Origin of the sequence: Streptomyces sp. NPDC012794, from assembly GCF_042901085.1 — a bacterium.
Lineage (GTDB): Bacteria > Actinomycetota > Actinomycetes > Streptomycetales > Streptomycetaceae > Streptomyces.
In genome coordinates, this window is the sequence record NZ_JBIBCI010000013.1 from 128,051 (window position 1) to 150,182 (window position 22,132).

The window sequence follows — 22,132 nt, forward strand, 5'->3', positions numbered from 1 at the left end:
GGGCCGTGATCACGCCCGGAGCAGCCAAAGTGGCCCGCCGCCAGCTCGGCCTCGCCACCCGCCACCAGCTCACCACCACCGCCGGGATCCCCGACGGCACCGTCACCTCCCGCACCCGCCCCGGCGGCCCCTGGCAACGCCTGCTGCCCCGGGTCTACCTGCTCCAGACGGGCCCGCCCGACCACCGCCAACGCGCCCTGGCCGCGGTCCTCTACGCCGCCGAACCGGACGCGGACCCGCTCTCCGGCGCGACCGCCGCCCTCACCGGAGCCGCCGCCCTCGCCCTCCTCGGCATCCGCGACACCCCGCCCGCCCCGGCCGACGTACTGATCCGCGCTCCGCGCCGGCTCACCGGCACCCCGGAGGTCCGGCCCCTGACGACCTCCCGCTGGCCGCCCACCATGACCGTCGCGGGCGTCCCCAGCGCCCGCCCGGTCCGGGCGGCCGCGGACTTCGCCGCCCGCCCCGGACCCGACGCGCACCCCGACCGCGTCCGCTCGGTCCTGGCCCAGGTCGTCCAGGCCGGCTGGTGCCACCCGCACGACCTCCACGCCGAACTCCGCGCCTCCCGCCTCCTGGCCCGCCCCGCCGTCCGCGCCGCCGCGGCGGAACTCCTGGCCGGGGTCCGCTCGGTGGCCGAAGCCCGGGCCCGCGACGCCCTCACCGGCACCGACCTCCCGACCCCGCTGTGGAACGCCCGCCTCTACACCCCGGACGGCACCTTCCTGGCCACCCCGGACGCCTACTGGCCCGACGAGGGCGTGGCCCTGGAGGTCGACTCCGCGGAGTACCACTACACCCGCGACGCCTGGCACGCCACCCTCCGCCGCCGCCTGCGCCTGGAGTCCCACGGCATCCTGGTCGTCAGCGCGACCCCGTCGATGATCCGCGACACCCCGGACCAGGTCCTCGCGGCCCTCCGCACCCTCCTCACCCTGACCGCAACCCGCCCCACCCCCCCCAACGGCCAGGGCCCGGGGCCACCAACAGCTGGATTTGCCGTTCAGTTAGCGGACCGGGCGGCTGCCAGCAGGAACGCCACATCCTCGGCCCGCCCGGCGTGCTGAAACGCGGCCACGATGTTCAAGACGGCCTGCTTGTCAGAGCGTTCGCTCACGCTGCTCAGCACGGCGTCCGCGGCATCGGCCTGTCCTGCCGCCCGGCACGCGCCCACTGCTTCCAGAAGTTCCGCCGGGGAAAGCGTCCGCCCAGCCCGCCACAACAGCAGTCCCGCGTCCCGGTGGCGGCCGTCGGCGAGGAAGGCTGTCAGGGTCTCCAGCTCGGTCCAGTGCCCGGCGCTAGGGAGTCCGGCAGGCGGCCGGTCCCCATCCGTGAGGGGGACCGGCACCTGACGCGGGGCCGAAGCCCTCTTCAGAGCGCGGCGCGACGCGGCCTTTCCCTGCGGAGAAGGCCGTCTCATGCGGCGGACCCGAGGAGCAGTGAAGGCCGCGGAAGGACGGGAGTCCGGAAAAGCCGGCGATACGTCAGCTGCCACCGGCTCGCCTTTCTGCCCGGTGTGGGGGACGCACGCACAGTGCTGGACGCGGGCCAGCCTTCGCATAGCCAGAAGGTGATCGAGCGAGCAGGGCAGCTCCGTCCCGGTTCCGTCAGGCCCCGTGCACTCTTTCAGGAGCACCTTGAAGAAGGCTCGGACCTGCGACTCATCCGGGATCCGTCCGCCGTTGAGGTGGTTGGAGAGACTGCTTGGCACGAGGTGGCCGGACTTGGCGATCTCGGCCTGAGTTCTTGGGCTGCAGTCGCGCAGCTTGCGCAGCATCTGGACGAACTCCCGGTGTGCCGCCGACAGATCCGAGGGCAGCGCCTTCCACTTTCCAGTCCGCCGCGGCATCACCACTCCATTCGTTCAGGCCTCCGATATCCCCCGAGTCTTCCGGCAGAAGCGCCTGAGGTGAACCGCTCGTAGTTTTCATCTGCCCTCGATATTCCGTCAACTCTGGTCATAGAAGCGACGCCTGAGCAACAGTTGAGCCGTCCGCTGAGGTGCCGGTGGGGGGTTGCTCGACTGCCCCAGGGGACAGCCGGACAGTTCAACCCTGGCCAGAAATAAGGAGACGGGCATGAATCTTCCCTCGTGGAAGGATGAGAAGTTCGGCACGATGAAGCGGGCAGCGCTGTGGCTTGTCACGGTGGTGGGGGAGGGCAATGTCTTCACGAAGGAAGACGTTAAGCAGGCCTTCCCGGGCGTCAGCCAGGCCGACCGCCGGGTGCGTGATCTGCGCGACTTCGGGTGGAGGATCGACACCAACCGTGAAGACCTGGGCCTGAACCAGCACGAGCAGCGTTTCGTTTCCCGGGGCGAGCCGGTCTGGGAACCGGGCAAGGGGACCCGGCCGGCCTCGTCGATCACCGATACGCGGCGCCGCGAGATCCTCGCCCGGGACGGGCACCACTGCCGCTCGTGCGGAATCACCGCTGGTGAGATCTATGCCGGCACCTTCGTATCCGCCCAGCTGGACATCGCCAGGAGGCCGGTGACCCAGCCGGACGGCACCACCAGCGTGGAACTGGTCGCCGAGTGCAACCGGTGCCGCGTGGGGGGCAAGGGCCTGACGGCCGATGTGGACGCGGTCCTGACCCGGGTGAGCCGTCTCGCAGGGCTGGACCGCAAGACCTTGACGGCGTGGGTTGCGGCTGACGCCCGCGAGTTCGCCGAGGTGGAGCGTCTCTGGGCAGATATCCGTACGCTGCCGGCCGAGGCCAGGAACCAGGTCCGTGCGGCTCTCTCGCTGCCGCCGGTCTGACAATAGGTACAGATGGGGGCCGTGTGGCACGGCGGCCCCCACTAAATCGCCCAACTACGCATCAATAGGCATGCAGCCAGAGGAGAACGCACCGTGAGCAAGGATTACGGCCGGCCGCCCCGTGCCGCTGAGAACGAGGAGCTGATCGAGAAGCGTCTCAAGGAAGTCAGCGCCGGTGACGGACTGCAGGAGACGCTGACGGTCGAATGGCGCCTGAAGCCGCTGGTGGTCCAGGTCATCGACTTGCCGGTAGACCGGCTCTACTTCAACCCTTCCACGCACCGGATCCGTGCGCAGCGCAGCTTTGACCTGGAGCGTGACCGCCTGCTCACCGAGGACCCCTGGGCGCCGGAAAGCCAGGACTATCTGCGGTATCTGCTCCAGGCGCTCCCTTCGAACCCGGCGAAGCGGGACGGAGATTTCGACGATCTCAAGGCGAGCCTCAAGGAGTACCGCCAGAACGAACCCGGTCTCGTCACGCGTGACGGGATCCTGGTCAACGGCAACACCCGGGTCGCTGCCCTGCGGGAACTCGGTGTGGCGAGCGTCAGGGTGGGCGTGCTGCCGGAGTCGTGCACCTGGTCCGACATCAATGCGGTCGAACTGTCCCTGCAGCTGCGTCACGACACCCGTCGGCCGTACTCGTACATCAACCGCCTGCTCACCATCGAGGAGCAGGCCGCGGCGGGCCGGCCGCTTGCTGACATCGCGAAGGACTTCCGGATCCGGACGGAGACCGCTGAGCAGGACCGCTGGGTGCTGTCCACGCTCAACGACCTCGTTGCGCGGTCGAAGACCGCGTCGGCACAGCTCAAGCTGATGGATTTTGAGGACCAGCAGGAGAAGCTGCGCGAGCTGCACCGCGCCTTTGCCAAGGCGTCCCGGCAGAACCCCGGGCAGGCTGACCTCCTGAAGGAGAACCGGCTCGCGCTCATCGTTCTTGAGTTCTCCAAGACGGATGTCCGTCTGGCGGACGTGGACTTCCGCAGCCGGTACCTCCAGCGGCACCTTCCGGAGCGGCTCAAGCAGGTTCCCGCTCAGCCCGCCGCGGGGCGCGTCATTCCGGGCCTCAACCGGTCCCTCCCGGCCGACGACCCTCACGTGGCTGCAGCGAAGGCGTTCACGAACACGCTCCTTCAGGCGAAGGCGGTGGAGAGGGCGCCGGGGGCGGTGGACCAGCAGCAGTCTGAGGAGGCAGCCGAGCTGTGGCGGGAGGCAAAGGAGGCGGTCGAGGAGGCACTCGTGCCGGCGGGCAAGGACGCCCGTGTCCGTAAGCGCAAGCAGGCCGCTCCGGACCGCCTGCACGACGCCGTCCAGGACATTGAACAGTGCGTCACCGACATGACTCTCGCCCGCGCTTCCCGCAACCTGGACGAGGAAACGCTCGACGAGGCGATCCTGGCGCTCAAGGCCAGCCTCACGAAGCTCGCCCGCGAGGCAGCACGGATTGACGAGCCCGGCGACGGTGTCGTCTGGCTGCTCGGTGCCATGCAGCAGGAGGGGGTGTGACCGAGCCCTCGCTGCACCTGGCTTTCGACGTCTCCCGTACGAAGGCCGTGCTCCGTGCTGCTGAGCCGTTCGGCGCTGCCCTGACGCATGCGGCCACCGGCTTTCCCGTCGGTGGCCAGCGCGGGCCTCACTTGCTGGAAGTACCGCTCGACGACTTCCTTGCAGGGCTGCAGGTGCTGTCCGACTGGCCGGCGCCGGATTCGGTCGAGTGGGAAGAAGACCTGCTCGCGCTGGTCAACGATGTCTTCGACGACGCGGACCAGGCGGCCGCCTATCTGGACGAGACGCCGGGGGCCGGTGGCCTCGGCGGCCCCGGTGCAGCAGATGCCGATGCCGTAGTGGATCTCCTCGGTGATGGCTGGCGTGGGGCCCTCACGGACTTCCAGCGCCGGGACATTTCCAGGCTCCTCGCGATGAGGCACGGCGCCAACTTCAGCGTCCCCGGTGCCGGCAAGACGAGGGTCGGCCTGGCGGTCTACGCGGCCATGAAAGAGCGGGGCACTGCCAGGCGCCTGCTCGTCGTGAGCCCGAAGTCAGCCTATGAGTCCTGGCTCTCTGAAAGCCGCGAGTGCTTCGACAGTCCGCCAGTCACCACCGTCATGGGCGGCATCCCTGATCCGCACGCCGAGATTCTGGTGGTGAACTACGAGCGGCTGGACCGTTCGCTCGCAGGACTCGCCGGCTGGCTCCGGGCCGCGCCGTCGATGGTGATCCTCGACGAGGCGCACCGGATGAAACTCGGCGCCGAGGGTACGTACGGAAGTGCCTGCATGGCGCTCGGCCCGCTGAGCCGCCGACGCCTGATCCTTACGGGCACACCAGCTCCCAACGGTGCCCGCGACCTGGAGAACCTGCTGTCCTTCGTGTGGCCCGGTCACGGCCGCCGCGTGGTCACACAGGCGGTGGCCGGCGGAGACCTGGCCCATGCCAGTTCGGTGCTCCGCCCCTTGTTCACCCGCACGACGAAGAAGGAGCTGGGACTGCCTCCCTTCCAGCCGGTCATCCGGACTCTCCCGCTGCAAGGGCTCCACAGGGAGATCTACGACGCCTTGGTGGGGCGGTTCACCGCGCGCGCCGAACTGTCCAGGGACGACTTCGACGCCCTGGGCAAGGCGATGCTCCGGCTGCTGATGGCTGCCACCAGTCCCGCACTGCTGGTGGAGGGAAGCAGCAGGCACGAAGCCATAAATTTCCAGGTGCCACCGCTGGACATTCCTGCGGATGAACCGCTTTACGGCCTGCTGCAGAAGCTTCCTCAGTACGAGATGCCGCCGAAGTACAAGGAACTGAGGGAGATCGTTTCTGGCAACGCGGCGGCAGGCCGGAAAACCCTCGTGTGGTCGACGTTCGTTCGCAATATCACCAGTCTCGAACTCCTGCTGAGTGAGTTCCAGCCCGCCGTGGTCCATGGCGGCACACAGGACCGGGAGGACCAGATCAGCCGGTTCCGGAATGATCCGGACTGCCTTGTACTGATCTCCAACCCCGCCACGCTGGGTGAGGGCATCAGCCTGCACCGCCACTGTCATGACGCGGTCTACGTGGACCGGGATTTTATGGCCGGGCGGTTCCTGCAGAGCCTGGACCGCATCCACCGGCTCGGCCTCGACCCGCATGCTGAGACCCGTGTCACCGTGCTCGCCTCGGAAGGCACGATCGATGAGGTGGTCGCACTGCGCCTGGCGTCCAAGCTGGAGTTCATGGGAGCCATCCTGGACGATCCTTCGGTGCGGCAACTGGGTGATCTGCAGGAGGAGCGGCCAGTGACCGCGGGCATGGACGAAGCCGACATGCGGGCCGTGCTGGAGCACGTGCAGGTTGCGGCAGCCTGCTGAAGAGGGCGGGTGGCGGGTGTGCCGGATGATGCCTGGCACATCCGCGAAGGCCGAGTGGCCCTGGGTGTCAGCGGCAGATGCGACACTTGCCTGTCTGCATCTGCTACACCAGGAGGACTCGATGGGCGCCCGCGACGACGCGCTGACCTCGATTGAGATTTGTGCTGGCGCCGGGGGGCAGGCCATCGGCCTCCACCAGGCTGGTTTCAAGCACCTCGCACTCGTCGAGATCGACCAGTACGCCGCTGCCACCCTGCGGCGCAACATCGCGCACCGAGACGGCTGGGAATTCGAGCGGGATTTCTGCGACGTCATCGAGGGGGATGTCAACGACTTCAAGCCGATGGTGCAGCTGGACAAGCCGGTCAAGTTCCTCGAAGGACCCCTGCGGGAGAAGCGACTGGATCTTCTCGCGGGCGGCGTTCCCTGCCCTCCTTTCTCGCATGCGGGTAAGCAACTGGGCAAGGACGACGAGCGTGATCTTTTCCCGCAGATGCTGGGACTCGTTGATGAACTCCTGCCCAAGGCTGTCATGATCGAGAACGTCCGGGGAATCAAGGACGACAAGTTCGGCGAATACCGGGAATGGGTCATGGCGCGCCTGCAGGGCGGAATGGCGACGGACCCTGTTACGGGTATCCGGCAGATGTATGAGGGTGCCGGATATGAGGTATGCGGCTGGAAGGTGCTCGAAGCCGCCAATTTCGGCGTGCCGCAGCTGCGGCCGCGTGCGATCCTGGTGGCCATTCGTAAAGATATTCTCAGCGGTCAGAAATTCAACTGGCCGGTCCCGGACGCCAGAGTTACGACGGTCGGCGAAGCTCTCGAGGCCACGATGGCCGAGCGGTACCAGCCGTTCATCGCCAAGGGGGGCCGAGAGGGCCGAGAGGCTGAAACGGCGCTGAAGCAGTGGCGCAAGGCCGCCACCGGCGTCGCGCCCACCCTCGTCGGAGGATCCAAGAAGCACGGGGGCGCCGACCTCGGGCCGAGCAGGGCCAAGGCGGCTTGGGCAAAGCTGGGCGTGAACGCCCTTGGTGTTGCGAACTCCCCGAAGGACGTGGAGAAGAAGGACAGCGCAGACCGCGACCTTTTCCGCGCCGGCCCGATGCTGACGGTCACCCAGGCCGCGATCATTCAGGGGTTCCCTCCCGAGTGGGACTTCGAGGGTGACCCGTCCGAAGGCAAGCTCCCCGGAAAGACCGCCCAGTACCGTCAGGTCGGCAACGCCTTCCCGCCGCCTGTGGCCCGCGTGGTCGGCGAGGCCATCGCCGAGGTTCTGCGCGGCGCACGTCCGGAAGGCGTGCCGTCAGGAAACTAAGGGCGGCGTTCCTGCACGGCGGCGGCGATCGCCGCCGCGCAGGCTTCCGACCGTTCGTGCTCCCAGAACCGGAGCACGAGCCAGCCGGCTTCCTCGAGCTGCCGGTCCGTGTCGCGATCACGCGCGATGTTCCGGGCCACCTTCTCCGACCAGTAGCCCTGATTGGTCTTGGGGGGCACGTAGTGCTCGGGGCATCCGTGCCAGTAGCAGCCGTCCACGAAGACCGCCACCTTCGCCGGCCCGAAGACGAGGTCAGCGGTCCGCCGGAGCTGGGGCAGCGGCCGGGTGGCGACTCGGTAGCGCAGTCCTCGTGCGTGCACGAGACGCCTGATCACCCATTCCGGCTTGGTGTCGCGGCTGCGGATCGCCTGCATGTTGCGCCGCCGGGCAGCTGACGAAGCCCAGGAGCCCTCAGGAGGCTGCCAGGGGCCCTCACCCGTCATGGGTCAGCCCTCCCTCGAGCCGCAGCGCCACCCAGTCCTCGGGCCCCAGCGTGATCTTGTGTGCGGCGGCGAGATCCTGCTGGTCGCGCCACTTCCCGCACAGCAGGGTAAGACCATCCCGCGCGAGATGCCTCCTGATGTTGCGGGCCCGGCGCAGCGGGTCAAGTTTGCCCGCGCCGACCGTCGAGATGACGCTGCGCGGGATGATGTGCCCTTCCAGGTAGCGGAACATCATGGTGAACCGCTGCTCCTGACCGGGGCGCTTTGCGAGGACCCTGCCAGCCTGCTCTGGGGTGAGGAGGGTCAGCGGGTTGACCGGCAGCGGTGTCCAGTCGTACAGCGGAATGCTCCACAGGGCCCGTGCGTCGACGGCGAGGCCTCGCTTGCCGTCCTTATTGCCTTTGCCGCGGTAAAGCCACGAGCGGTGCGCCCGTACCAGCCACGAGCGGTGCCGGCTCTTCCCCAGCTGTATCTGGGTGCAGATGCAGAGCTGGCAGTGGGCCTCTGACGGTATCGCCCAGTTCGCACCGACGGTCGCCTTGATGTCGACCGGCACCTTCTCGATGAGCGTGTCGAGCGGAGCCTCCTTCGGAAGGCCGAACGAACGCAGGACCTCGTATTCGAGCTTCGCTCCGACAGAGGCCCTTTCACCCGGGTGCACGTCGGGAGCCAGCAGGCTGTAACGGCCGGTCCGGGCTCCGTCCAGCACGTAGTCGACGGCATTCGCGATGGCGCCCGTGTACAGGCCGGCCACATCGAAGGACTGCAGCCAGTCCAGGACGGTCTGAGCGTCGGTATCGTCGCCGGGGGCGAGGAGTACGTGCTCACCCGCGTCGGTGTTCGTGCAGATCTCGCCCGGTCCCTGGAGGACGAGACGTCCCTTCCTCATGCGCGCGCGGCCCCCGCACTCTCGCCGTGGCACTCCGTGTACGGCTTGCCCGAGGTGCACCAGCAGGGGGATGTGGGGGTGGGGGGCCAGGGGGTGGCTTTGCCTCGGGCGGCCAGGGTGGTGGCGTATTCCGCCAGGAGCGACGGGGAGGCCGGGGAGGTCTTCTCCGAGGCCGCGAAGGCTTCGTACGAGGGGACGCTGCCCGTCACGATGCCGAGGTTGGTGGTGCCCGAGGCGGCCAGGGTGCGGAGGGAGGATTCCACCGCCGCGAGGTGGGCGTCGTGGGAGGGGTACTCCGCGCCGAGGGTGGGGTAGCTCGTGAGGAGCTCGGCCAGTTCGCGCTGGGGCCAGTGGAGGATCGCCACCGGGAAGGGGCGGGACAGGGCGGCGCGGCGGTCGCCGAGTTCGGCGCGCAGGCGGGCGATCTCGGCGCGGAGTTCAGCCGGGTCGTCGGAGCCCAGGGCCCAGATGCGCTTCGGGTCGTGGAGTTCGTCCAGCGGGATCGGGCCGATGTGGCGGGTGTCGGCCACCATGTCCCAGTCGTCGTGCGGGAGCGCCAGGAGCCGGCGTACCCGGTGCCGGCCGGTGAGGAGGGCCGTGGTGGCCCGGGTGAGGGGGGCGGACTCCGGGATCAGGAGGGTCGCCGCCTCGGTGAAGCACTCGTGCGCGGCCTCCAGCTCGTCGTGGGCCTCCAGGGCCTCCGCGATGACCTCCCACGGCGCCGGGTCGGTCGGGCCGGCCGCGCGGATGCCGGAGATCAGGGCGCGGGCCTCGGCCTCGTGGCCGTACTCCCAGAGGTTCGCGGCCTGGAGGGCCTTGATCAGGTGGGGGTCGGCGGGGGAGGCGGAGAGGAGTTGGTCGTAGAGGGCGCTCGCGCGCTCCCGGGCGTCGGCCAGTTCGAGGTGGGCCGCGGCCTGGAGGAGCAAGGGCTCCTGGTCCTCGGGGTAGCGGGTCGCCGTGCGGATGAGGCGCTCGGCTTCGGCGATGTGCTCGGCAGGCGTATCGGGGCGCATGGTTCACACCGTACTGCTGCTGGTCAGTTGAGGGGGGAGGTCTTAGGGTGCGGCCCGTGCGGGATGGCGTGCGGGTGGTGGTTCAGGGGGGCGGCCGGCGGGAGCGCCGGGCCGGTCTCGCGCGGCTGCTGTGGGTGACCGCCGAGGTGATCACCACCGTGGGTGTGGTGGTGGCGCTGCTGGTCGTGCACCAGGTGTGGTGGACCAACCGGCAGGCCGCGGCCGCCGCGCGGGAACAGGTCCGGGTCCTGGAGGAGGGGTGGGCCGGGTCCGGGGCCGTCGCGGACGGGGGTGGGGATCCAGTGGCCGTCGAGGGGGAATCGAGCGTTCCTTCTCCTTCCGGGGCGACGCCCGTGCCGGATGCGGGGGCGGCTCCCTCTGCCGCGCCGCCCTCCGTACGTCCCTCCGTACGTCCCCCCGTTGGGCCCGCGCCGGCGGGGGGTGCGGCGCCGGCGCGCGACGAGGCGTACGCGGTGTTGCGGATCCCGCGGCTCGGCCTGGCCGTGCCGGTCGCGGAGGGGGTCGGCAAGCGGGCCGTGCTGGACAAGGGGTACGCCGGGCACTACCCGGGGACGGCGCAGCCCGGCGCGCAGGGGAACTTCGCGCTGGCCGGGCACCGGAACACGCACGGGGAGCCGTTCCGGTACGTGAACCGGCTGCGGGACGGGGACGAGCTGTTCGTCGACGTGCGGGGGCGGCGGTACGTGTACGTGGTGGGGAAGGTGCTGGGGGAGACGACCGCGGGTGACGTGGGGGTCATCGCGCCGGTGCCGCGGAGCGGGGTGAAGCCCGGTTACGGCTACGAGGCGGCGGGCTCCTACATCACGCTGACCACGTGCACGCCCGAGTACTCCTCCACGTACCGGCTGGTGGTGTGGGGGACCCTCAAGACCGTTGTCAGTGCGGGCCGTTAGTATCGGTCGTGCGTTCCCGTTTCCGATGCGGGTCCGCTCCGATCGCTGGTGCCGAGGGAATTGAGGGGGTGGGGATGGTGCTGGTGCGGCGGGTCCGTGCGTGGTTCTCCTCTTCCTCCTCCGTGGTGTCCTCCTCGCGGGTGTTCCGGCTGCTCGTGGCGCTGCTGGTGCTCGGCGGGTTCCTGGGGCTGGTGTCCGGGGACGCCGGGCTGGCCGCCGGTGTGGTGGTGCTGGCCGCCGCCGTCGCCGTCGGGGCCGCCGCGCTCGCCGCGTGCCTCGTGCGGCCCGTGCCGCCGCACCGAATACGTACCGCGATCCGTGATCGCGAGCAGCGCACGGCGTTCCTGCCGCAGCGCGATCCCGATGCCTCGGGCCGGTCGCGGCCCAGGGCGCCCGGCCGTCTCGTCCTGACGGCCGCGTAGGGGTGCGCAGCGCTTCCTGCCTTCTGACCGATCGCTGATGTCGCCCCTCGCGGGTCGTCACGCCGAAATGCACCTTTTCGACGTTTGACGAGACCCCTCGGAGGGCCCGCGTGTCCGTTTTCGCTGATCTTGTTGTCGAGCTGGGCCGGCTCCTGGAGCCGGTGCTGGCCGAGTCCGCGACCGCTGCCGCGATCGTGCTGTTCACCGTCCTCGTGCGGCTGGCCCTGTACCCGCTGGGCCGTGCCGCGTTCCGGGCGGCGACCCCTGCGGCCGGCTGCCTGCCGATGCTCCTGCAGCTGCCGGTGTTCTTCCTGATGTACCAGGCCTTCTCCTCGGGCGGTGAGCTGCTCGGGCACCGGCTCTTCGGCGCGCCGCTCGGCATCCGCTGGACCGGAGCGCTGGAGGAGGGCGGGCCGTTCGGGGCGCAGGGGCTGGTGTTCCTCGCCCTGTTCGCGGCGATCGCTGTCGTGGCCGCGTGGAGCGCGGTGCGGGGGCGGCGCGCCGCCGCGGCCGCACCGGTGCCTGAACTGCCTGCCGGGAAGGGTGTGGGCGGCCAGGCCGCGCTGAGCGCCGAGCAGCTGGCGGCGATGCGCAAGCTGGGCGGCGTACTGCCCCTGCTGTCGTTCGGGACGCTGGTCACGGCGGCGGTGGTCCCGCTGGCCGCCGGGCTGTACCTGCTGACGACCACCGCCTGGTCGGTCGGGGAGCGGGCCTGGCTCCAGCACCGCAAGGACGGAGCAGCGCGTTCCAGTCTGTGAACAGGGTCTTGCGGATGGGGCGGGCATCTTGGAGGATCAGCCAATCCTCCGATGGCCGCAACCCATCGGCCGGCCCGTGCCGCGTGCCCGTCCACCGGCATGCCCATGGGCCGACCACCCACGACCACGGGAGAATGCCCATGAAGCTGCTGCGTGTCGGACCCGTCGGGTCGGAGCGCCCCGCGCTCCTCGACCAGGACGGCACCCTGCGGGACCTGTCCGGTCTGATCACGGATGTGGACGGTGCCCTGCTGTCCGACGAGTCCGTGCTGTCCCGGGTGCGGGAGGCCGCGGCGGGCGGCGAGCTGCCGGTCCTGGACGCCGAAGGGCTGAGGATCGGCCCGCCGGTCGGCCGCATCGGCAAGGTCGTGGGCATCGGGCTGAACTACTTCGGGCACGCGGCCGAGATCGGCGCGGAGCCGCCGGCCGAGCCGATCCTGTTCCTGAAGGCCGCGGACACCGTGGTCGGCCCCGACGACACCGTGCTCATCCCGCGCGGCAGCGTGAAGACCGACTGGGAGGCGGAGCTCGGCGTCGTCATCGGCAGCACCGCCCGCTACCTGGGCTCCGCCGCTGAGGGCCTCGCGCACGTCGGCGGCTACGCGCTGGTCAACGACGTGTCGGAGCGCGAGTTCCAGATCGAGCGCGGCGGTACCTGGGACAAGGGCAAGAACTGCGAGACCTTCACCCCCCTCGGGCCCTGGCTGGTCACGGCCGACGAGGTCCCGGACCCGCAGGTCCTGGACGTCAGGCTGTGGGTCAACGGCGAGCTGAAGCAGGACGGCAACACCTCGGACCAGATCTTCCCGGTCGGCGAGGTCGTGCGGTACCTGAGCCAGTTCATGACCCTGTACCCCGGTGACGTCATCGTCACCGGCACCCCGGCCGGTGTGGCCATGGGGCAGCCGGAGCCGAAGCCGTACCTGCGGGCCGGTGACGTCGTGGAGCTGGAGATCGAGAAGCTCGGGCGGCAGCGCCAGGAGTTCAAGGGCGCGTAGGGCGCTCTGAGCGCGTAGGGCGTGAGTGCGGGAGGGGCGGGCTGCCGGTGGCAGCCCGCCCCTCCCCGTGCCCGTGTGCGTGACGGTGCGGGTCAGCTCTCGGCGGAGGCCCGGCGGCGGCGGTTGGCCACCACGAGGCCGGCGCCCGCGGCGAGCGCCGCGGCGCCGGTGCCGGCGATCCACGTCTCCGAGCCGGCGCCCGTGCTGGCGAGCGAGCCGGAGCCGGAGCCGCCCGCCGGGGTGACGTTGCCGTTGCCGCCGGTGCCCTTGGCGGCGGCCGGCTGGACCCCGCCGGTGGTGCCGGTGCCGGTGCCGGTGCCGGTGTTGCCCGAGCCGCCGGTGTTGCCGGTGTTACCGCTGCCGGTGTGACCCGCAGCCTGGTCCTTGGCCCGCGCCACGTGCTGGCCGGTCTTCAGGAACGCGGCGCGGTCCTCGGGGGTGCCCTTGAGGGCGGCGAGAGCGGCCTTCTTCAGCTCGGGGCCGGCGCCGTTCACCATCCTCGAGATGTCGACCTGGTTGTCGTCGTCGCGCAGCACGTGCTGTCCGTTCTTCACGAACTCGCGCAGTTGCTCCGGGGTCGCGTTGCCCTCGAGGAGCTTGATGATCCCCTCCTTCAGGCCCGGTCCGGCGCCGTTCAGCATCGAGAACAGCGCGACCCGGTCGTCCACGGCGCGGATCTTGTGCTGGCCGGTGGCGACGAACTCGCGGATCTGCTCGCGCGTGCCGTTGCTCATCAGGTCGTTGACGGCCTGGGTGATGCCCCTGCCCGCGCCGTTCAGCATGCGCATCATCTCGACGCGGTCGTCCTGGAGACGGGCCGTGTGCTGGCCTTCCTGCAGGAACGCGGTGATCGATGCGCGGGTGTTCACGCGCAGCGCCTCGCGCGCGGCCTCGCGTACGGACCTGCCGCCCGCCTCGCTGATCTGGGCGACCCGCACGCGGTCGTCCTCGAGCTGCTGCTGGGCACGCTCGACCGTCAGGAAGCGCCGCATGTCCTCGGCCGTGCCCTTGAGCGCCTTCTCGGCCGCCTCGCGCACGCCGCGACCGTTCGCCGGGTCCTTCAGGATCAGCTCGATCTCGGCCCGGTCCTTCGCGGCCTCCGGGCTCTCGGACGGGGTCTTCTCCGGCGTCGTCGCCGGGGTCTGCGCGGGCTTCGCGGCCTGCGGCTCCTGGTCGGGCGCGGTCGGCGACGACGGGGCGGCCGACGAGGAGTCAGCGGCGAAGGCGGGCGAGGAGAGCAGGACGGCCGGGGCGATCGCGGCGGTCGCCACGACGGACGCGATCCGGGGCAGCTTCACAGGCAGGTTTCCATTTCTTCACACGTGTGATGATCGGCAGCCTGCAGGATAGATCGTAATTCGGTGCTCAATGCATCGATTTTCCGACAAGGGGCTAGGGGGTCAGTGGTCACATTTCCACGGTCACCCCGTCGCGGGAGGACCTGCGGGCCGCCTCCAGCACCGCCAGGCAGTGCGCCGCCTCCTCGGCCGTCACCGGCGCCGGACCGCCCGTGCGCAGGGCCGCCGCGACCGCCGCGTAGTAGGCGGGGTAGTCGCCCGGGACCGTCGGCACCGGGAGGCCGCCGCCTGTCAGCGGCGACTCGCCGGAGCCCAGCCGCCCCCACAGGTGCTCGGGTTCCTCGCCCCACGGCTGCTCCCCGGCGCCCGGCCGCAGGCCCTCGCGCAGGGCGGCCTCCTGGGGGTCCAGGCCGTACTTGACGTAGCCGGCGCGCGAGCCGAGTACGCGGAACCGCGGGCCGAGCTGGGCCGCGGTCGCGCTGACGTAGAGGTGGGAGCGGACCCCGTTCGCGTGCGTGATCGCGATGAAGGTGTCGTCGTCGGCCTCGGCGGCCGGGCGGCGCACGTCGGTCTCCGCGTAGACGCGTACCGCCGGGCCGAACAGGACCAGCGCCTGGTCCACGACGTGGCTGCCGAGGTCGTACAGCAGACCGCCGATCTCCTCCGGGGCTCCGGACTCGCGCCAGCCGCCCTTGAGCTGCGGACGCCAGCGCTCGTAGCGGGATTCGAAGCGCTGGACCTCGCCGAGCTCGCCGTCGGCGAGGAGGCGGCGCAGGGTGAGGAAGTCGTTGTCCCAGCGGCGGTTCTGGAAGACGGAGAGGAAGGTGCCGGCGCGCTCCGCGAGGGCGGCCAGTTCGTACGCCTCGGCGGCGGTGGCGGCGAGCGGCTTGTCCACGACCACGGGGATGCCGGCGGTGAGGGCGGCCGTGGCGAAGGGGACGTGGGTCCTGTTGGGGGAGGCGACGACGACCAGGTCCGGGGCGTCGGGCCGCTGCCACAGCTCGTCGGCCGAGGCGGCGATGCGGACGTCCGGGTAGGCCTCGCGGGCCTGGGCCTGCCGGCCGGGGTCGGAGGTGACGACCGTGTCGAGGTGGAGGCCGTCGGTCGCGGACACGAGCGGGGCGTGGAAGACGGAGCCGGCGAGTCCGTAGCCGATGACGGCGACGCGCAGCGGGGCGGCGGGGGCCGGGGCCGAGGAGGAGACGGAGGCGCGGGAGGCGTTCATGGGACCACTTTGGCAACAGCGTTGCGTAAGTGCAAGGAGGGTGGACAATGGCCGGGTGAACAGGGGTGACGGGGACGGCGAGAACGGCACCGCCGACGGCGGCGGGCGGGCCGGGGTGAACCTGCCCGCACTGCGCGGGCACAACGAGGCGCTACTGCTGAACCTGCTGCGCGCCGCGGGGGCGCCGGGGCTGGGCCGGGCGGAGCTCGCCGCCCGGACGGGGCTCACCCCGCAGGCCGTCAGCAAGATCACCGCCAGGCTGGCGGCGGAGGGCCTGGTGGCCGAGGCCGGACGCGGCGCCTCCACCGGCGGCAAGCCGCGCACGCTGCTGCGACTGGTGCCCGGCGCCCGGCACGCGGTGGGGCTCCACCTGGACCGCGACGAGCTGAGCGCCGTCCGGGTCGACCTGGCGGGCGGCGTGGTCGCGCGGTGGAGCGGGCCGCTGGACTTCGGGGCCGGCCCCGAACTGGTGGTGGATTCGGTCGTACGAGCCGTCGCGCGGGTTTCCGGCGAGCCCGGGGCGGCACCGCCGCTGCTCGGGGTGGGTGCCGCAGCGCCGGGCCCGCTGGACTGGCGCAGCGGGGTGCTCGGGAGGGTGACGGGGTTCCCGGACTGGGCGGGGTACCCGTTGCGGGAGGTACTGGCGGGGCGGCTGGGGTTGCCCGTGGTGCTGGACAAGGACACCAACGCCGGGGTCGCGGCGGGGGCTCCGGGCGGGCCCGGCTCGGGCACCTCCGTGTACCTCCACGTCGGCACCGGGCTCGGGGCGGGGCTCCGGCTGGACGGGGCGGTCCACCGGGGCGCGCGCTCGTCGGCGGGGGAGTTCGGCCACCAGGTGCTGCGGCTGGACGGCCCGCCCTGCCGGTGCGGGGGGCGCGGCTGCCTCGAGGCTCTCTGCCTGGCGGCGGTGGCCCGGGGCGACATGGCGGAGGCGGCACGGATCCTGGGGGAGGGTGCGGCGAACCTGGCCGCGCTGCTGGACGTGGACCGGATCCTGCTCGGCGGGCGCGTCGTGGACGCGGACCCGGAGCCCTTCGTGGACGGGGTCCGCGCGGCGCTGGCCTCCCGCGTCCTGCTGGAGCACCCCCCGTCGGTTGCACGCGCCCCGGCCGGGGTGGCGGAGGGCGCGGCGGCCCTGGTCCGCGGCCGCGTCTTCGGCTGGACCTGACCGGCGCCGCGGTGGCCCTGGCCGGGCGGGGTACGGGTGCCCTGGCCGGGCGGAGTACGGGTGAATCCGCCAGGCCGTCGCCCTGACCCGGAAGGCGGGGGGCGGAGTCGGCCGGGCCCTTCCGGGCGACGGGGCGGGGACCGGCCCCCTGGCCGGGGCCGGCCGCCCGGAGCGTGCGGCCACGGCGGCGTTGGGTAATGCCCCTCCCCGCTTCCACCGTTCCCCGAGACTCTGCCCCGGACCCCGACCCTCCTTGGGGGGTGCCTGTCCCCGGGCTGTGCCCGGATCCCCGGGGGGTGCCCGGATTCCCGGGGGGTGCCCGGATTCCCGGGGGGTGCCTGGATCCCCGGGGTGCCTGGATCCCCGGGCCGGTTCCCCGGATCCCCGGTGTTCCGGTCTTGGCCCGGGCTTCGCCCCCCCCCCCCCGGGGGGGGGGGCCCCCCCCCCCCGGGGGGGGGGGCCCCCCCCCCCCCGGGGGGGGGCCCCCCCACCGCCCCACGTGCGGACTGCACGAGGGAGAGGCACACCGGGAGGGCAGCGGCTCGTGGACGCGACCTGGAACTCCGTGACGACACCGCCCTCCACCCCGGCCGCGCCCCGGGCGACTTCCCTTGGGCGACCCGCTTGGGGCGCGGCTGCGCCACATGCCCCAGGCCTGACCCTCACCGCAGAGTCGGCCGCGTGGAGGCCTGCCGGCACGCGTCGCCAACAGATCCGGGGGCCTGCTCGACGTCCTTCCTTCCCGACACCTTCGACGAGATCCCGGAGGTTCGACGAACACCCGCCGTACCGGGCCGGCGACGAGGACCTGGCGACCGTGGAAACGCTGGTCGCTGCCTTCAGGAGCACCTCGTGCTGGCGCGACGGACGGCTGTCCGTCGTCTGCTCATTCTCCGAGACCGCAGCCCCGTGAAGCTGCGACCTCGGCACCTCAACCGCAGTTGCAGTATCAGGCCGCACCGAGTTCCGGGTCGCGGGTTTCGTGGACTTCCCAGTGGCCCAGGCGCTGAGCGCCGGTCGGCGGCGGGCCAGGAAGACGAAGGCGGCGACAGCGGCGGCTGCGGCGGCTGCGGTCGTGGACAGTGCGGCGCCCCAGGACATCGGGACCATCAGGACGTAGGTGGCGAGTGCATAGGACAGCAGCAGGCCACCGAACCAGGGCCAGTGGGCGCCCGGCAGCACGGTGGTGGGAGTGGGGGCGAGGACGGTACTGCGGTGTGAGTCGGGCTGTACGGGGGTCGCGGGGGCGAGGATTCGCTCGAAGTCGCCGCGGCCCAGTTCCAGCCACGCCACCTCGTCTTCGTCGGTGACGAAGACGACCGGCTGGTTGTTCCTGATCAGACGCCAGTTACGGGCGCCGCACAGCCAGCCCGGCCGTTCGCCCATGGTGGCCGCGAGCAGCGCGAGCGCGTGGGGCGGGCCGCCGCGGTTGGCGGCCAGTACCTCGGAGCCGTCCTCCAGTGCGAAGCGCAGCTTGCGGTCCGAGGTCACGCGGACGGGGCCGTCGACGTCTCCCAGCGACACGAGGTCGCCGCGCCGGGCCGAAATGATCCGTGCACGGACGGCGGGCAGGGCCGATCCGCCGGCCGCCTCCTCGCGGAGGGTCCGGGCGCCAGCGTCGGTCTTCGGGGCGTGCGACATCACGCGCATCAACCAGACGAACAACAGGACGCCGCCGGGCACGAAGGCGGTCACCGTGAGATAGGGCGGCAGGGAGAACGCGAACGGGGAGCCCGTCTCCGTGTACCGGCCGATCTGGCCGGAGTAGTCCACAACACCGCCGAGTTCGGGTGCCGAGGGGGCGTACAGAACGATCGTGGGTCGGGGTGAGCTGCCCCTTCCCCCTCCCTGCATCCCGAAGTGGCCGTTGCGCACCGCGACCCGTCCGGTGACCCGGTGTCCGGCCGACGGTCCCGGAGTATTGCCGCTGGACCCCAGCCGGGCGGGCACCCTTCTTGAGGAACCCGGTGTCGTCCACGATCAGCACCGCATCCGGATCGCCGAGGTGCTCGATGACGTAGTTCCGCACGTCGTGCAGGACCTCGTCCGCGCTCCAGCCGATCCGGTTCGGCAGCCGGTGGATCCGGTCCGGGCCGCCGTGCCCGGCCTCCTCGGCTAGTGTCCAGCCGTTCTTCCGCTCCAGCGGAGTATCAGCCCCCGCATATAGGCAAGAGCCGACTCCCGCGACTCCGACCTGGAAAAACGGTGCATGACCCGCTCATGCAAGGCCTTCACCTCACCGGCCCACGGCCGGGCATCAGCAAGTTCCCCACCCATGACCTGACAAACGACCGACCTGCCCAACCGTCATAGCAAACACCGTTGCGGTACTAGTACCAACGCTGGTTTTCGCTCCAGTGGCAGTCCCACTGGGTGGCCGGGGCACCGTTGTCGGTGCGCCAGCCGCCGATCTCCAGGCATTTTCCGCTGTTCACGTTGACCAGGGCCACCGTGTAGTCGCTCGTGGCGCGCAGCTGCCACAGCTGGTTGGCGCCCCCATGGCAGTCCCACTGGCCGATGGCCGCGCCGTTGGCGGTGGACCAGCCCTTGACTTCGAGGCACTTGCCGCTTTGGGCGTTGTAGATGAGCCTGGCGTTTCCGTAAGAGGCCCCGTACCACTGCTGGTTGGCGCCGCCATGGCAGTCCCACTGGTCGACCCCGGCGCCGTTGGCTGTGGACCAGCCGCTCACTTCCAGGCACAGCCTGCTGTTGAGGTTGAGCAGCAGGTCCCACTTGGACAGGTCCACGGCGGCGGCGGGGGAGGCGGGCAGGGCGACGGAGATGAGCACGGCGCCGACAGCTGGGCCCAGGGCGCGGCGGACGGACTTGATGATGTTCAGGCGCACGAAGAACTCCCCCCATAGGGCCGGTTACGGCCCGCACGAAATCGACGCTGACCATACTTGATCTTGACGCTGTCACCAAGGCGTCTCATGCCTCGGTCGTTGCTGACTACGCCGACTCCGATCGGGAGACGGCGCTGCTGGCGAGTACCCGGGCCTGGCCCCCGCTCGCCGCCCGTCCTCCAGCAGGAGACGGCTCTGCAGTTCCACGGGTTCGCCCTCCGCCAGGCCCGGAGGGCGATGGGTGTGGACGGGCAACCGTCCCCGGCGATCACCGGTCGCGCTCGCCGCCCTGCGTGTTGACGCCCACGTCACTGCCAGGGAGCCGGGGGCCGCGGTCCCGCCACAACCGTCTTCCCGCAGTCTGTGTGACCGGACCGACAGGCCGCGCCCTCGCGCGCGGGCTGCTCCCGGAGCCTCCTTCGAGGCCGCGGCACGTACATCCCGGCCCGGGGGGCGCCCCCTGTCGAGGCGGGTGCGGCTTCAGCTTTCGCCGCGCGGAGGCGGGCTGGCGGGGCGCAGCGCTGCGTGGTGCAAGCGGCAGACCAGCCGGCCGGCCGGGGCCGGGTTCCGGGCCACCGTCCTCACTGAACAAGAGCTGACGGGCGCACTGGCGGCCTCCTACAGCTGACCACGGGCCGTTCCGGGACGGAACACCCCACCGTCCTGCGGGGCACCTCGACCGGGGCGAGCCCACGCTTCAGCCCGGCCCGGCTGAGTGGAGCCCGTCGTGGTCTGGCGCGCTGTGCCGGTACCGGGGGGAGCGGATCGCGACCGAGTCAGCTGCGCCTGGCGCCCAGAGGCGGAGGCGGACCGGCTGCTCGACACCGTGGCCCCGCCGCCCCTCAGGGTGACCCCAGGTCAGCCTGACTGCCGGGTAGGGCTGTGTCCGGGTCATCACCCATGGTGGCTGGGCGGAACGAGCGGAAGGGGTGGGGGCAAGACTCAGCGAACGGCAGCACTCACCCGTTTCTCCTTCGTCGCGGCACCCGTACTCCTCATTGTCTACGGGTCCGTACGCCTTCTGGGGGAGGGGGCCAAGGAGCCCGGCACCGCGTGGGTCGTCGGTCACTGCGCCTTTCTCCTCGGAGTGGCCTGCGAGGGGCTGCGAAGCACGGCGGCCGCTTCGGCGGGACCTGCCCGGCGGCGGACAGCGGGGGCCGGCGCGGTCGCCGGGCTGGTGGGCGTGAGCGCGGCAGTCGCTCAGGCCGTGATCGACCTGTACGCGGGAGTCCGGGCCGACGACAAGCCGGAGACGCAGGAGATCTTCGCGCGGGTCCAGGACGTTGTCGTTGTAGGCGTCGATGATCTGGAAGGCCCAGCGGCCCGGGATGACGTTGCGGCCCAGGATCTCCTCCTCGACCCGGCGGGCCTGCGCCTCGTGGCCTGCTTCCCGCAGCAGCCTGACGGCGTCGTCCACCTGGAACTCCGCGGTCCCCGTCAGCTGATGGAACCCGTACAGGTGCCCGCGGGCCCGCTCGGTCATCTCCAGTGCCTTGGACAAGGCGCCCAGCGCGGTAATGGTCTTTTGACTGACCCCATCAGCGAGCACCGCCTGCCTGTGCCGCCCTTAGTCGGGACGGCGCCGACGGGCTCGCCGTTCGCGGCCCCGCCCGTGTCCTTGTTGATCCCCGTCTGGACAGTGCCGAGTCGGTGGGTGGGCTGGCGGATCGCGGCCTCAGCGGCTGGGCAGGGCGTGGTCGAGGAGGGGGAGCAGGCGGTCCCAGTGGTGCCTGAGCCCGGCGGCGCTGAAAGCGTCGGTGTCGGACATGGTGAAACCGTGGACGGTGCGCGGATAGATTTCAGAGGTGTAGCGGACACCTGCGGCGTCCAGGGCGCGGTTGAGTTCCCCGAGGGCCTCGGGCGTCAGGTCGCCTTCGGCATGGCCAAGATGCACCTGGGCGGTGACCTTCGAGAAGAGGTCGGGCCCGTCGGCTCCCACGGGGCCGTGGAACGAGGCGGCGGCCGCTACCCGGTCAGGATGGGCAGCGGCGGTGCGCATCGCCAGGAGCCCGCCGATGCAGTAGCCGGTCACCGCGACCGGGCCGGCGCCGACCTCGGGCTGGGTGGTGAGGAAGTCGAGGTAGGCGTTGGCGTCGCTGCGGACACGCTCGGCTGTGTGCGCCTGGATCAAGGGCATCAGCTGAGCCATGATCCGAGGGCGGTCCCGCTCTCCGATGTGTTCGGGAAGCTCGATAACCGGTGCCGGGCCGTGCCGGTAGAAGAGGTTGGGGACGAGCACGTAGTAACCGTGCTCGGCCAGCTCGCGGGCCAACTCCCGAATCGCGGGCCGGACGCCGAAGCCGTCCGCATACATCAGCACCCCTGGGTTACGGGTGCCGTGGTCCGGAAAGGCGGCGAACGCGTCGGCCCGGCCGTCCGCGGTGGGAATCTGCAGCGTCTTGGTGGACATGGATGCTCCTGTCGTGGTTGATGTGGCGAACCCTTGATCAACACGACAGAGGCGGAGCTCGCGCGACAGCGCAAGATCCCCGATCGGCCGGCGGGACCATGCCATCCCGCACGGTGCTCAGAGGAGCACCGGGTCACCAATCCGTGTATGGCGCGATGCCGTCCCGGTAGTCATGCCCACAACATAGACCACGGAACAAGACCGAAGCCAGCATCACCAGCTCCCAACCCACCTCCAACACATGGCCTTCACCCCACCGAACCTGCAGGGAATCCGCCAAGGACATCGTGCTGCTTCCCGTCGGCCTGCCCACGGTGATGGGCG

General features: G+C 71.1%; 18 protein-coding genes and 1 pseudogene. 10 read left to right on the forward strand and 9 right to left on the reverse strand.

Annotation, left to right across the window (positions count from 1 at the left end; genetic code table 11):
- The first annotated feature begins 5 nt into the window (after window positions 1–5).
- On the forward strand, window positions 6–1,067 hold the full coding sequence (locus tag ACFY7H_RS23605) for a hypothetical protein (protein WP_388941032.1): 1,062 nt from the start codon (window positions 6–8) through the stop codon (window positions 1,065–1,067).
- Here the strand turns inward: ACFY7H_RS23605 and ACFY7H_RS23610 are convergent.
- A complete protein-coding gene (locus ACFY7H_RS23610; protein WP_388941035.1) occupies window positions 1,004–1,777 on the reverse strand; it encodes a hypothetical protein in 774 nt (257 codons plus the stop codon). The two genes, ACFY7H_RS23605 and ACFY7H_RS23610, sit on opposite strands and share 64 nt — an antisense overlap.
- Before the next feature lie 301 nt (window positions 1,778–2,078).
- Between ACFY7H_RS23610 and ACFY7H_RS23615 the strand changes: the two genes are divergently transcribed.
- From ACFY7H_RS23615 to ACFY7H_RS23630, 4 genes are all read left to right on the forward strand, one after another.
- Complete coding sequence (locus ACFY7H_RS23615; RefSeq protein WP_388941037.1) at window positions 2,079–2,762, forward strand: hypothetical protein; 684 nt, start codon at window positions 2,079–2,081, stop codon at window positions 2,760–2,762.
- A gap of 93 nt (window positions 2,763–2,855) precedes the next feature.
- Window positions 2,856–4,271: a transcriptional regulator gene (locus ACFY7H_RS23620; protein WP_388941040.1), complete on the forward strand. Its 1,416-nt coding sequence runs from the start codon at window positions 2,856–2,858 to the stop codon at window positions 4,269–4,271.
- Window positions 4,268–6,106 carry a DEAD/DEAH box helicase gene (locus ACFY7H_RS23625; protein ID WP_388941043.1) on the forward strand — a complete coding sequence of 613 codons (1,839 nt, stop codon included), beginning with the start codon at window positions 4,268–4,270 and terminating at the stop codon, window positions 6,104–6,106. Before ACFY7H_RS23620 ends, ACFY7H_RS23625 begins: the two co-directional genes overlap by 4 nt.
- Before the next feature lie 121 nt (window positions 6,107–6,227).
- Window positions 6,228–7,424: a DNA cytosine methyltransferase gene (locus ACFY7H_RS23630; protein ID WP_388941046.1), complete on the forward strand. Its 1,197-nt coding sequence runs from the start codon at window positions 6,228–6,230 to the stop codon at window positions 7,422–7,424.
- Here the strand turns inward: ACFY7H_RS23630 and ACFY7H_RS23635 are convergent.
- The 3 genes from ACFY7H_RS23635 to ACFY7H_RS23645 are packed head-to-tail and all read right to left on the reverse strand — an operon-like array spanning window position 7,421 to window position 9,769.
- Window positions 7,421–7,867 carry a very short patch repair endonuclease gene (locus tag ACFY7H_RS23635; protein WP_388941049.1) on the reverse strand — a complete coding sequence of 149 codons (447 nt, stop codon included), beginning with the start codon at window positions 7,865–7,867 and terminating at the stop codon, window positions 7,421–7,423. The genes ACFY7H_RS23630 and ACFY7H_RS23635 overlap by 4 nt on opposite strands.
- Window positions 7,857–8,756 (reverse strand): NaeI family type II restriction endonuclease, encoded by a 900-nt coding sequence (locus ACFY7H_RS23640; protein WP_388941052.1) that lies wholly within the window; start codon window positions 8,754–8,756, stop codon window positions 7,857–7,859. Before ACFY7H_RS23640 ends, ACFY7H_RS23635 begins: the two co-directional genes overlap by 11 nt.
- Window positions 8,753–9,769: an SEC-C metal-binding domain-containing protein gene (locus tag ACFY7H_RS23645; protein ID WP_388941056.1), complete on the reverse strand. Its 1,017-nt coding sequence runs from the start codon at window positions 9,767–9,769 to the stop codon at window positions 8,753–8,755. The genes ACFY7H_RS23640 and ACFY7H_RS23645 overlap by 4 nt, the downstream gene beginning before the upstream one ends.
- Before the next feature lie 74 nt (window positions 9,770–9,843).
- On the opposite strand from ACFY7H_RS23645, the gene ACFY7H_RS23650 reads away from it, so the two are divergent.
- The 4 genes from ACFY7H_RS23650 (at window position 9,844) to ACFY7H_RS23665 (ending at window position 12,861) form a co-directional block, all read left to right on the forward strand.
- Window positions 9,844–10,683 (forward strand): class E sortase, encoded by an 840-nt coding sequence (locus tag ACFY7H_RS23650; RefSeq protein WP_388941059.1) that lies wholly within the window; start codon window positions 9,844–9,846, stop codon window positions 10,681–10,683.
- 74 nt (window positions 10,684–10,757) lie between these two features.
- A complete protein-coding gene (locus ACFY7H_RS23655; protein WP_388941066.1) occupies window positions 10,758–11,105 on the forward strand; it encodes a DUF6412 domain-containing protein in 348 nt (115 codons plus the stop codon).
- 110 nt (window positions 11,106–11,215) lie between these two features.
- Entirely contained in the window at window positions 11,216–11,863 is a 648-nt protein-coding gene (locus tag ACFY7H_RS23660) for a YidC/Oxa1 family membrane protein insertase (protein ID WP_388941069.1), read from the forward strand.
- Window positions 11,864–12,003: 140 nt separating this feature from the next.
- Window positions 12,004–12,861: a fumarylacetoacetate hydrolase family protein gene (locus ACFY7H_RS23665; RefSeq protein WP_388941072.1), complete on the forward strand. Its 858-nt coding sequence runs from the start codon at window positions 12,004–12,006 to the stop codon at window positions 12,859–12,861.
- Window positions 12,862–12,953: 92 nt separating this feature from the next.
- On the opposite strand, the gene ACFY7H_RS23670 is transcribed toward ACFY7H_RS23665, so the two are convergent.
- Both ACFY7H_RS23670 and ACFY7H_RS23675 read right to left on the reverse strand, forming a co-directional pair.
- The gene (locus ACFY7H_RS23670; RefSeq protein WP_388941075.1) at window positions 12,954–14,159 is read right to left on the reverse strand and encodes an ALF repeat-containing protein; all 1,206 of its coding nucleotides are present in this window, start codon (window positions 14,157–14,159) and stop codon (window positions 12,954–12,956) included.
- 109 nt (window positions 14,160–14,268) lie between these two features.
- Window positions 14,269–15,384: a Gfo/Idh/MocA family oxidoreductase gene (locus ACFY7H_RS23675; RefSeq protein WP_388941079.1), complete on the reverse strand. Its 1,116-nt coding sequence runs from the start codon at window positions 15,382–15,384 to the stop codon at window positions 14,269–14,271.
- A gap of 55 nt (window positions 15,385–15,439) precedes the next feature.
- Here ACFY7H_RS23675 and ACFY7H_RS23680 point away from each other — a divergent pair, with 55 nt between their 5' ends.
- Complete coding sequence (locus ACFY7H_RS23680) at window positions 15,440–16,552, forward strand: ROK family protein (RefSeq protein ID WP_388941083.1); 1,113 nt, start codon at window positions 15,440–15,442, stop codon at window positions 16,550–16,552.
- A gap of 1,879 nt (window positions 16,553–18,431) precedes the next feature.
- Here ACFY7H_RS23680 and ACFY7H_RS23685 read toward each other — a convergent pair.
- From ACFY7H_RS23685 to ACFY7H_RS23695, 3 genes and pseudogenes are all read right to left on the reverse strand, one after another.
- Window positions 18,432–18,829 (reverse strand): annotated as a pseudogene (locus ACFY7H_RS23685) (transposase); the annotation flags it as partial.
- Window positions 18,830–18,882: 53 nt separating this feature from the next.
- Window positions 18,883–19,398, reverse strand: a complete 516-nt coding sequence (locus ACFY7H_RS23690) for an RICIN domain-containing protein (RefSeq protein WP_388941086.1) — start codon at window positions 19,396–19,398, stop codon at window positions 18,883–18,885.
- A 1,675-nt stretch (window positions 19,399–21,073) separates the two neighbouring features.
- The gene (locus ACFY7H_RS23695; RefSeq protein ID WP_388941089.1) at window positions 21,074–21,808 is read right to left on the reverse strand and encodes a dienelactone hydrolase family protein; all 735 of its coding nucleotides are present in this window, start codon (window positions 21,806–21,808) and stop codon (window positions 21,074–21,076) included.
- Window positions 21,809–22,132 lie beyond the last annotated feature (324 nt).

Coding starts and splice junctions, on each gene's coding strand:
- ACFY7H_RS23610 (WP_388941035.1), bottom strand. CDS start 1,777: ATGCTGCGCAAGCTGCGCGACTGCAGCCCAAGAACTCAGGCCGAGATC.
- ACFY7H_RS23615 (WP_388941037.1), top strand. CDS start 2,079: ATGAATCTTCCCTCGTGGAAGGATGAGAAGTTCGGCACGATGAAGCGG.
- ACFY7H_RS23630 (WP_388941046.1), top strand. CDS start 6,228: ATGGGCGCCCGCGACGACGCGCTGACCTCGATTGAGATTTGTGCTGGC.
- ACFY7H_RS23635 (WP_388941049.1), bottom strand. CDS start 7,867: ATGACGGGTGAGGGCCCCTGGCAGCCTCCTGAGGGCTCCTGGGCTTCG.
- ACFY7H_RS23640 (WP_388941052.1), bottom strand. CDS start 8,756: ATGAGGAAGGGACGTCTCGTCCTCCAGGGACCGGGCGAGATCTGCACG.
- ACFY7H_RS23645 (WP_388941056.1), bottom strand. CDS start 9,769: ATGCGCCCCGATACGCCTGCCGAGCACATCGCCGAAGCCGAGCGCCTC.
- ACFY7H_RS23655 (WP_388941066.1), top strand. CDS start 10,758: ATGGTGCTGGTGCGGCGGGTCCGTGCGTGGTTCTCCTCTTCCTCCTCC.
- ACFY7H_RS23665 (WP_388941072.1), top strand. CDS start 12,004: ATGAAGCTGCTGCGTGTCGGACCCGTCGGGTCGGAGCGCCCCGCGCTC.
- ACFY7H_RS23675 (WP_388941079.1), bottom strand. CDS start 15,384: ATGAACGCCTCCCGCGCCTCCGTCTCCTCCTCGGCCCCGGCCCCCGCC.
- ACFY7H_RS23695 (WP_388941089.1), bottom strand. CDS start 21,808: ATGTCCACCAAGACGCTGCAGATTCCCACCGCGGACGGCCGGGCCGAC.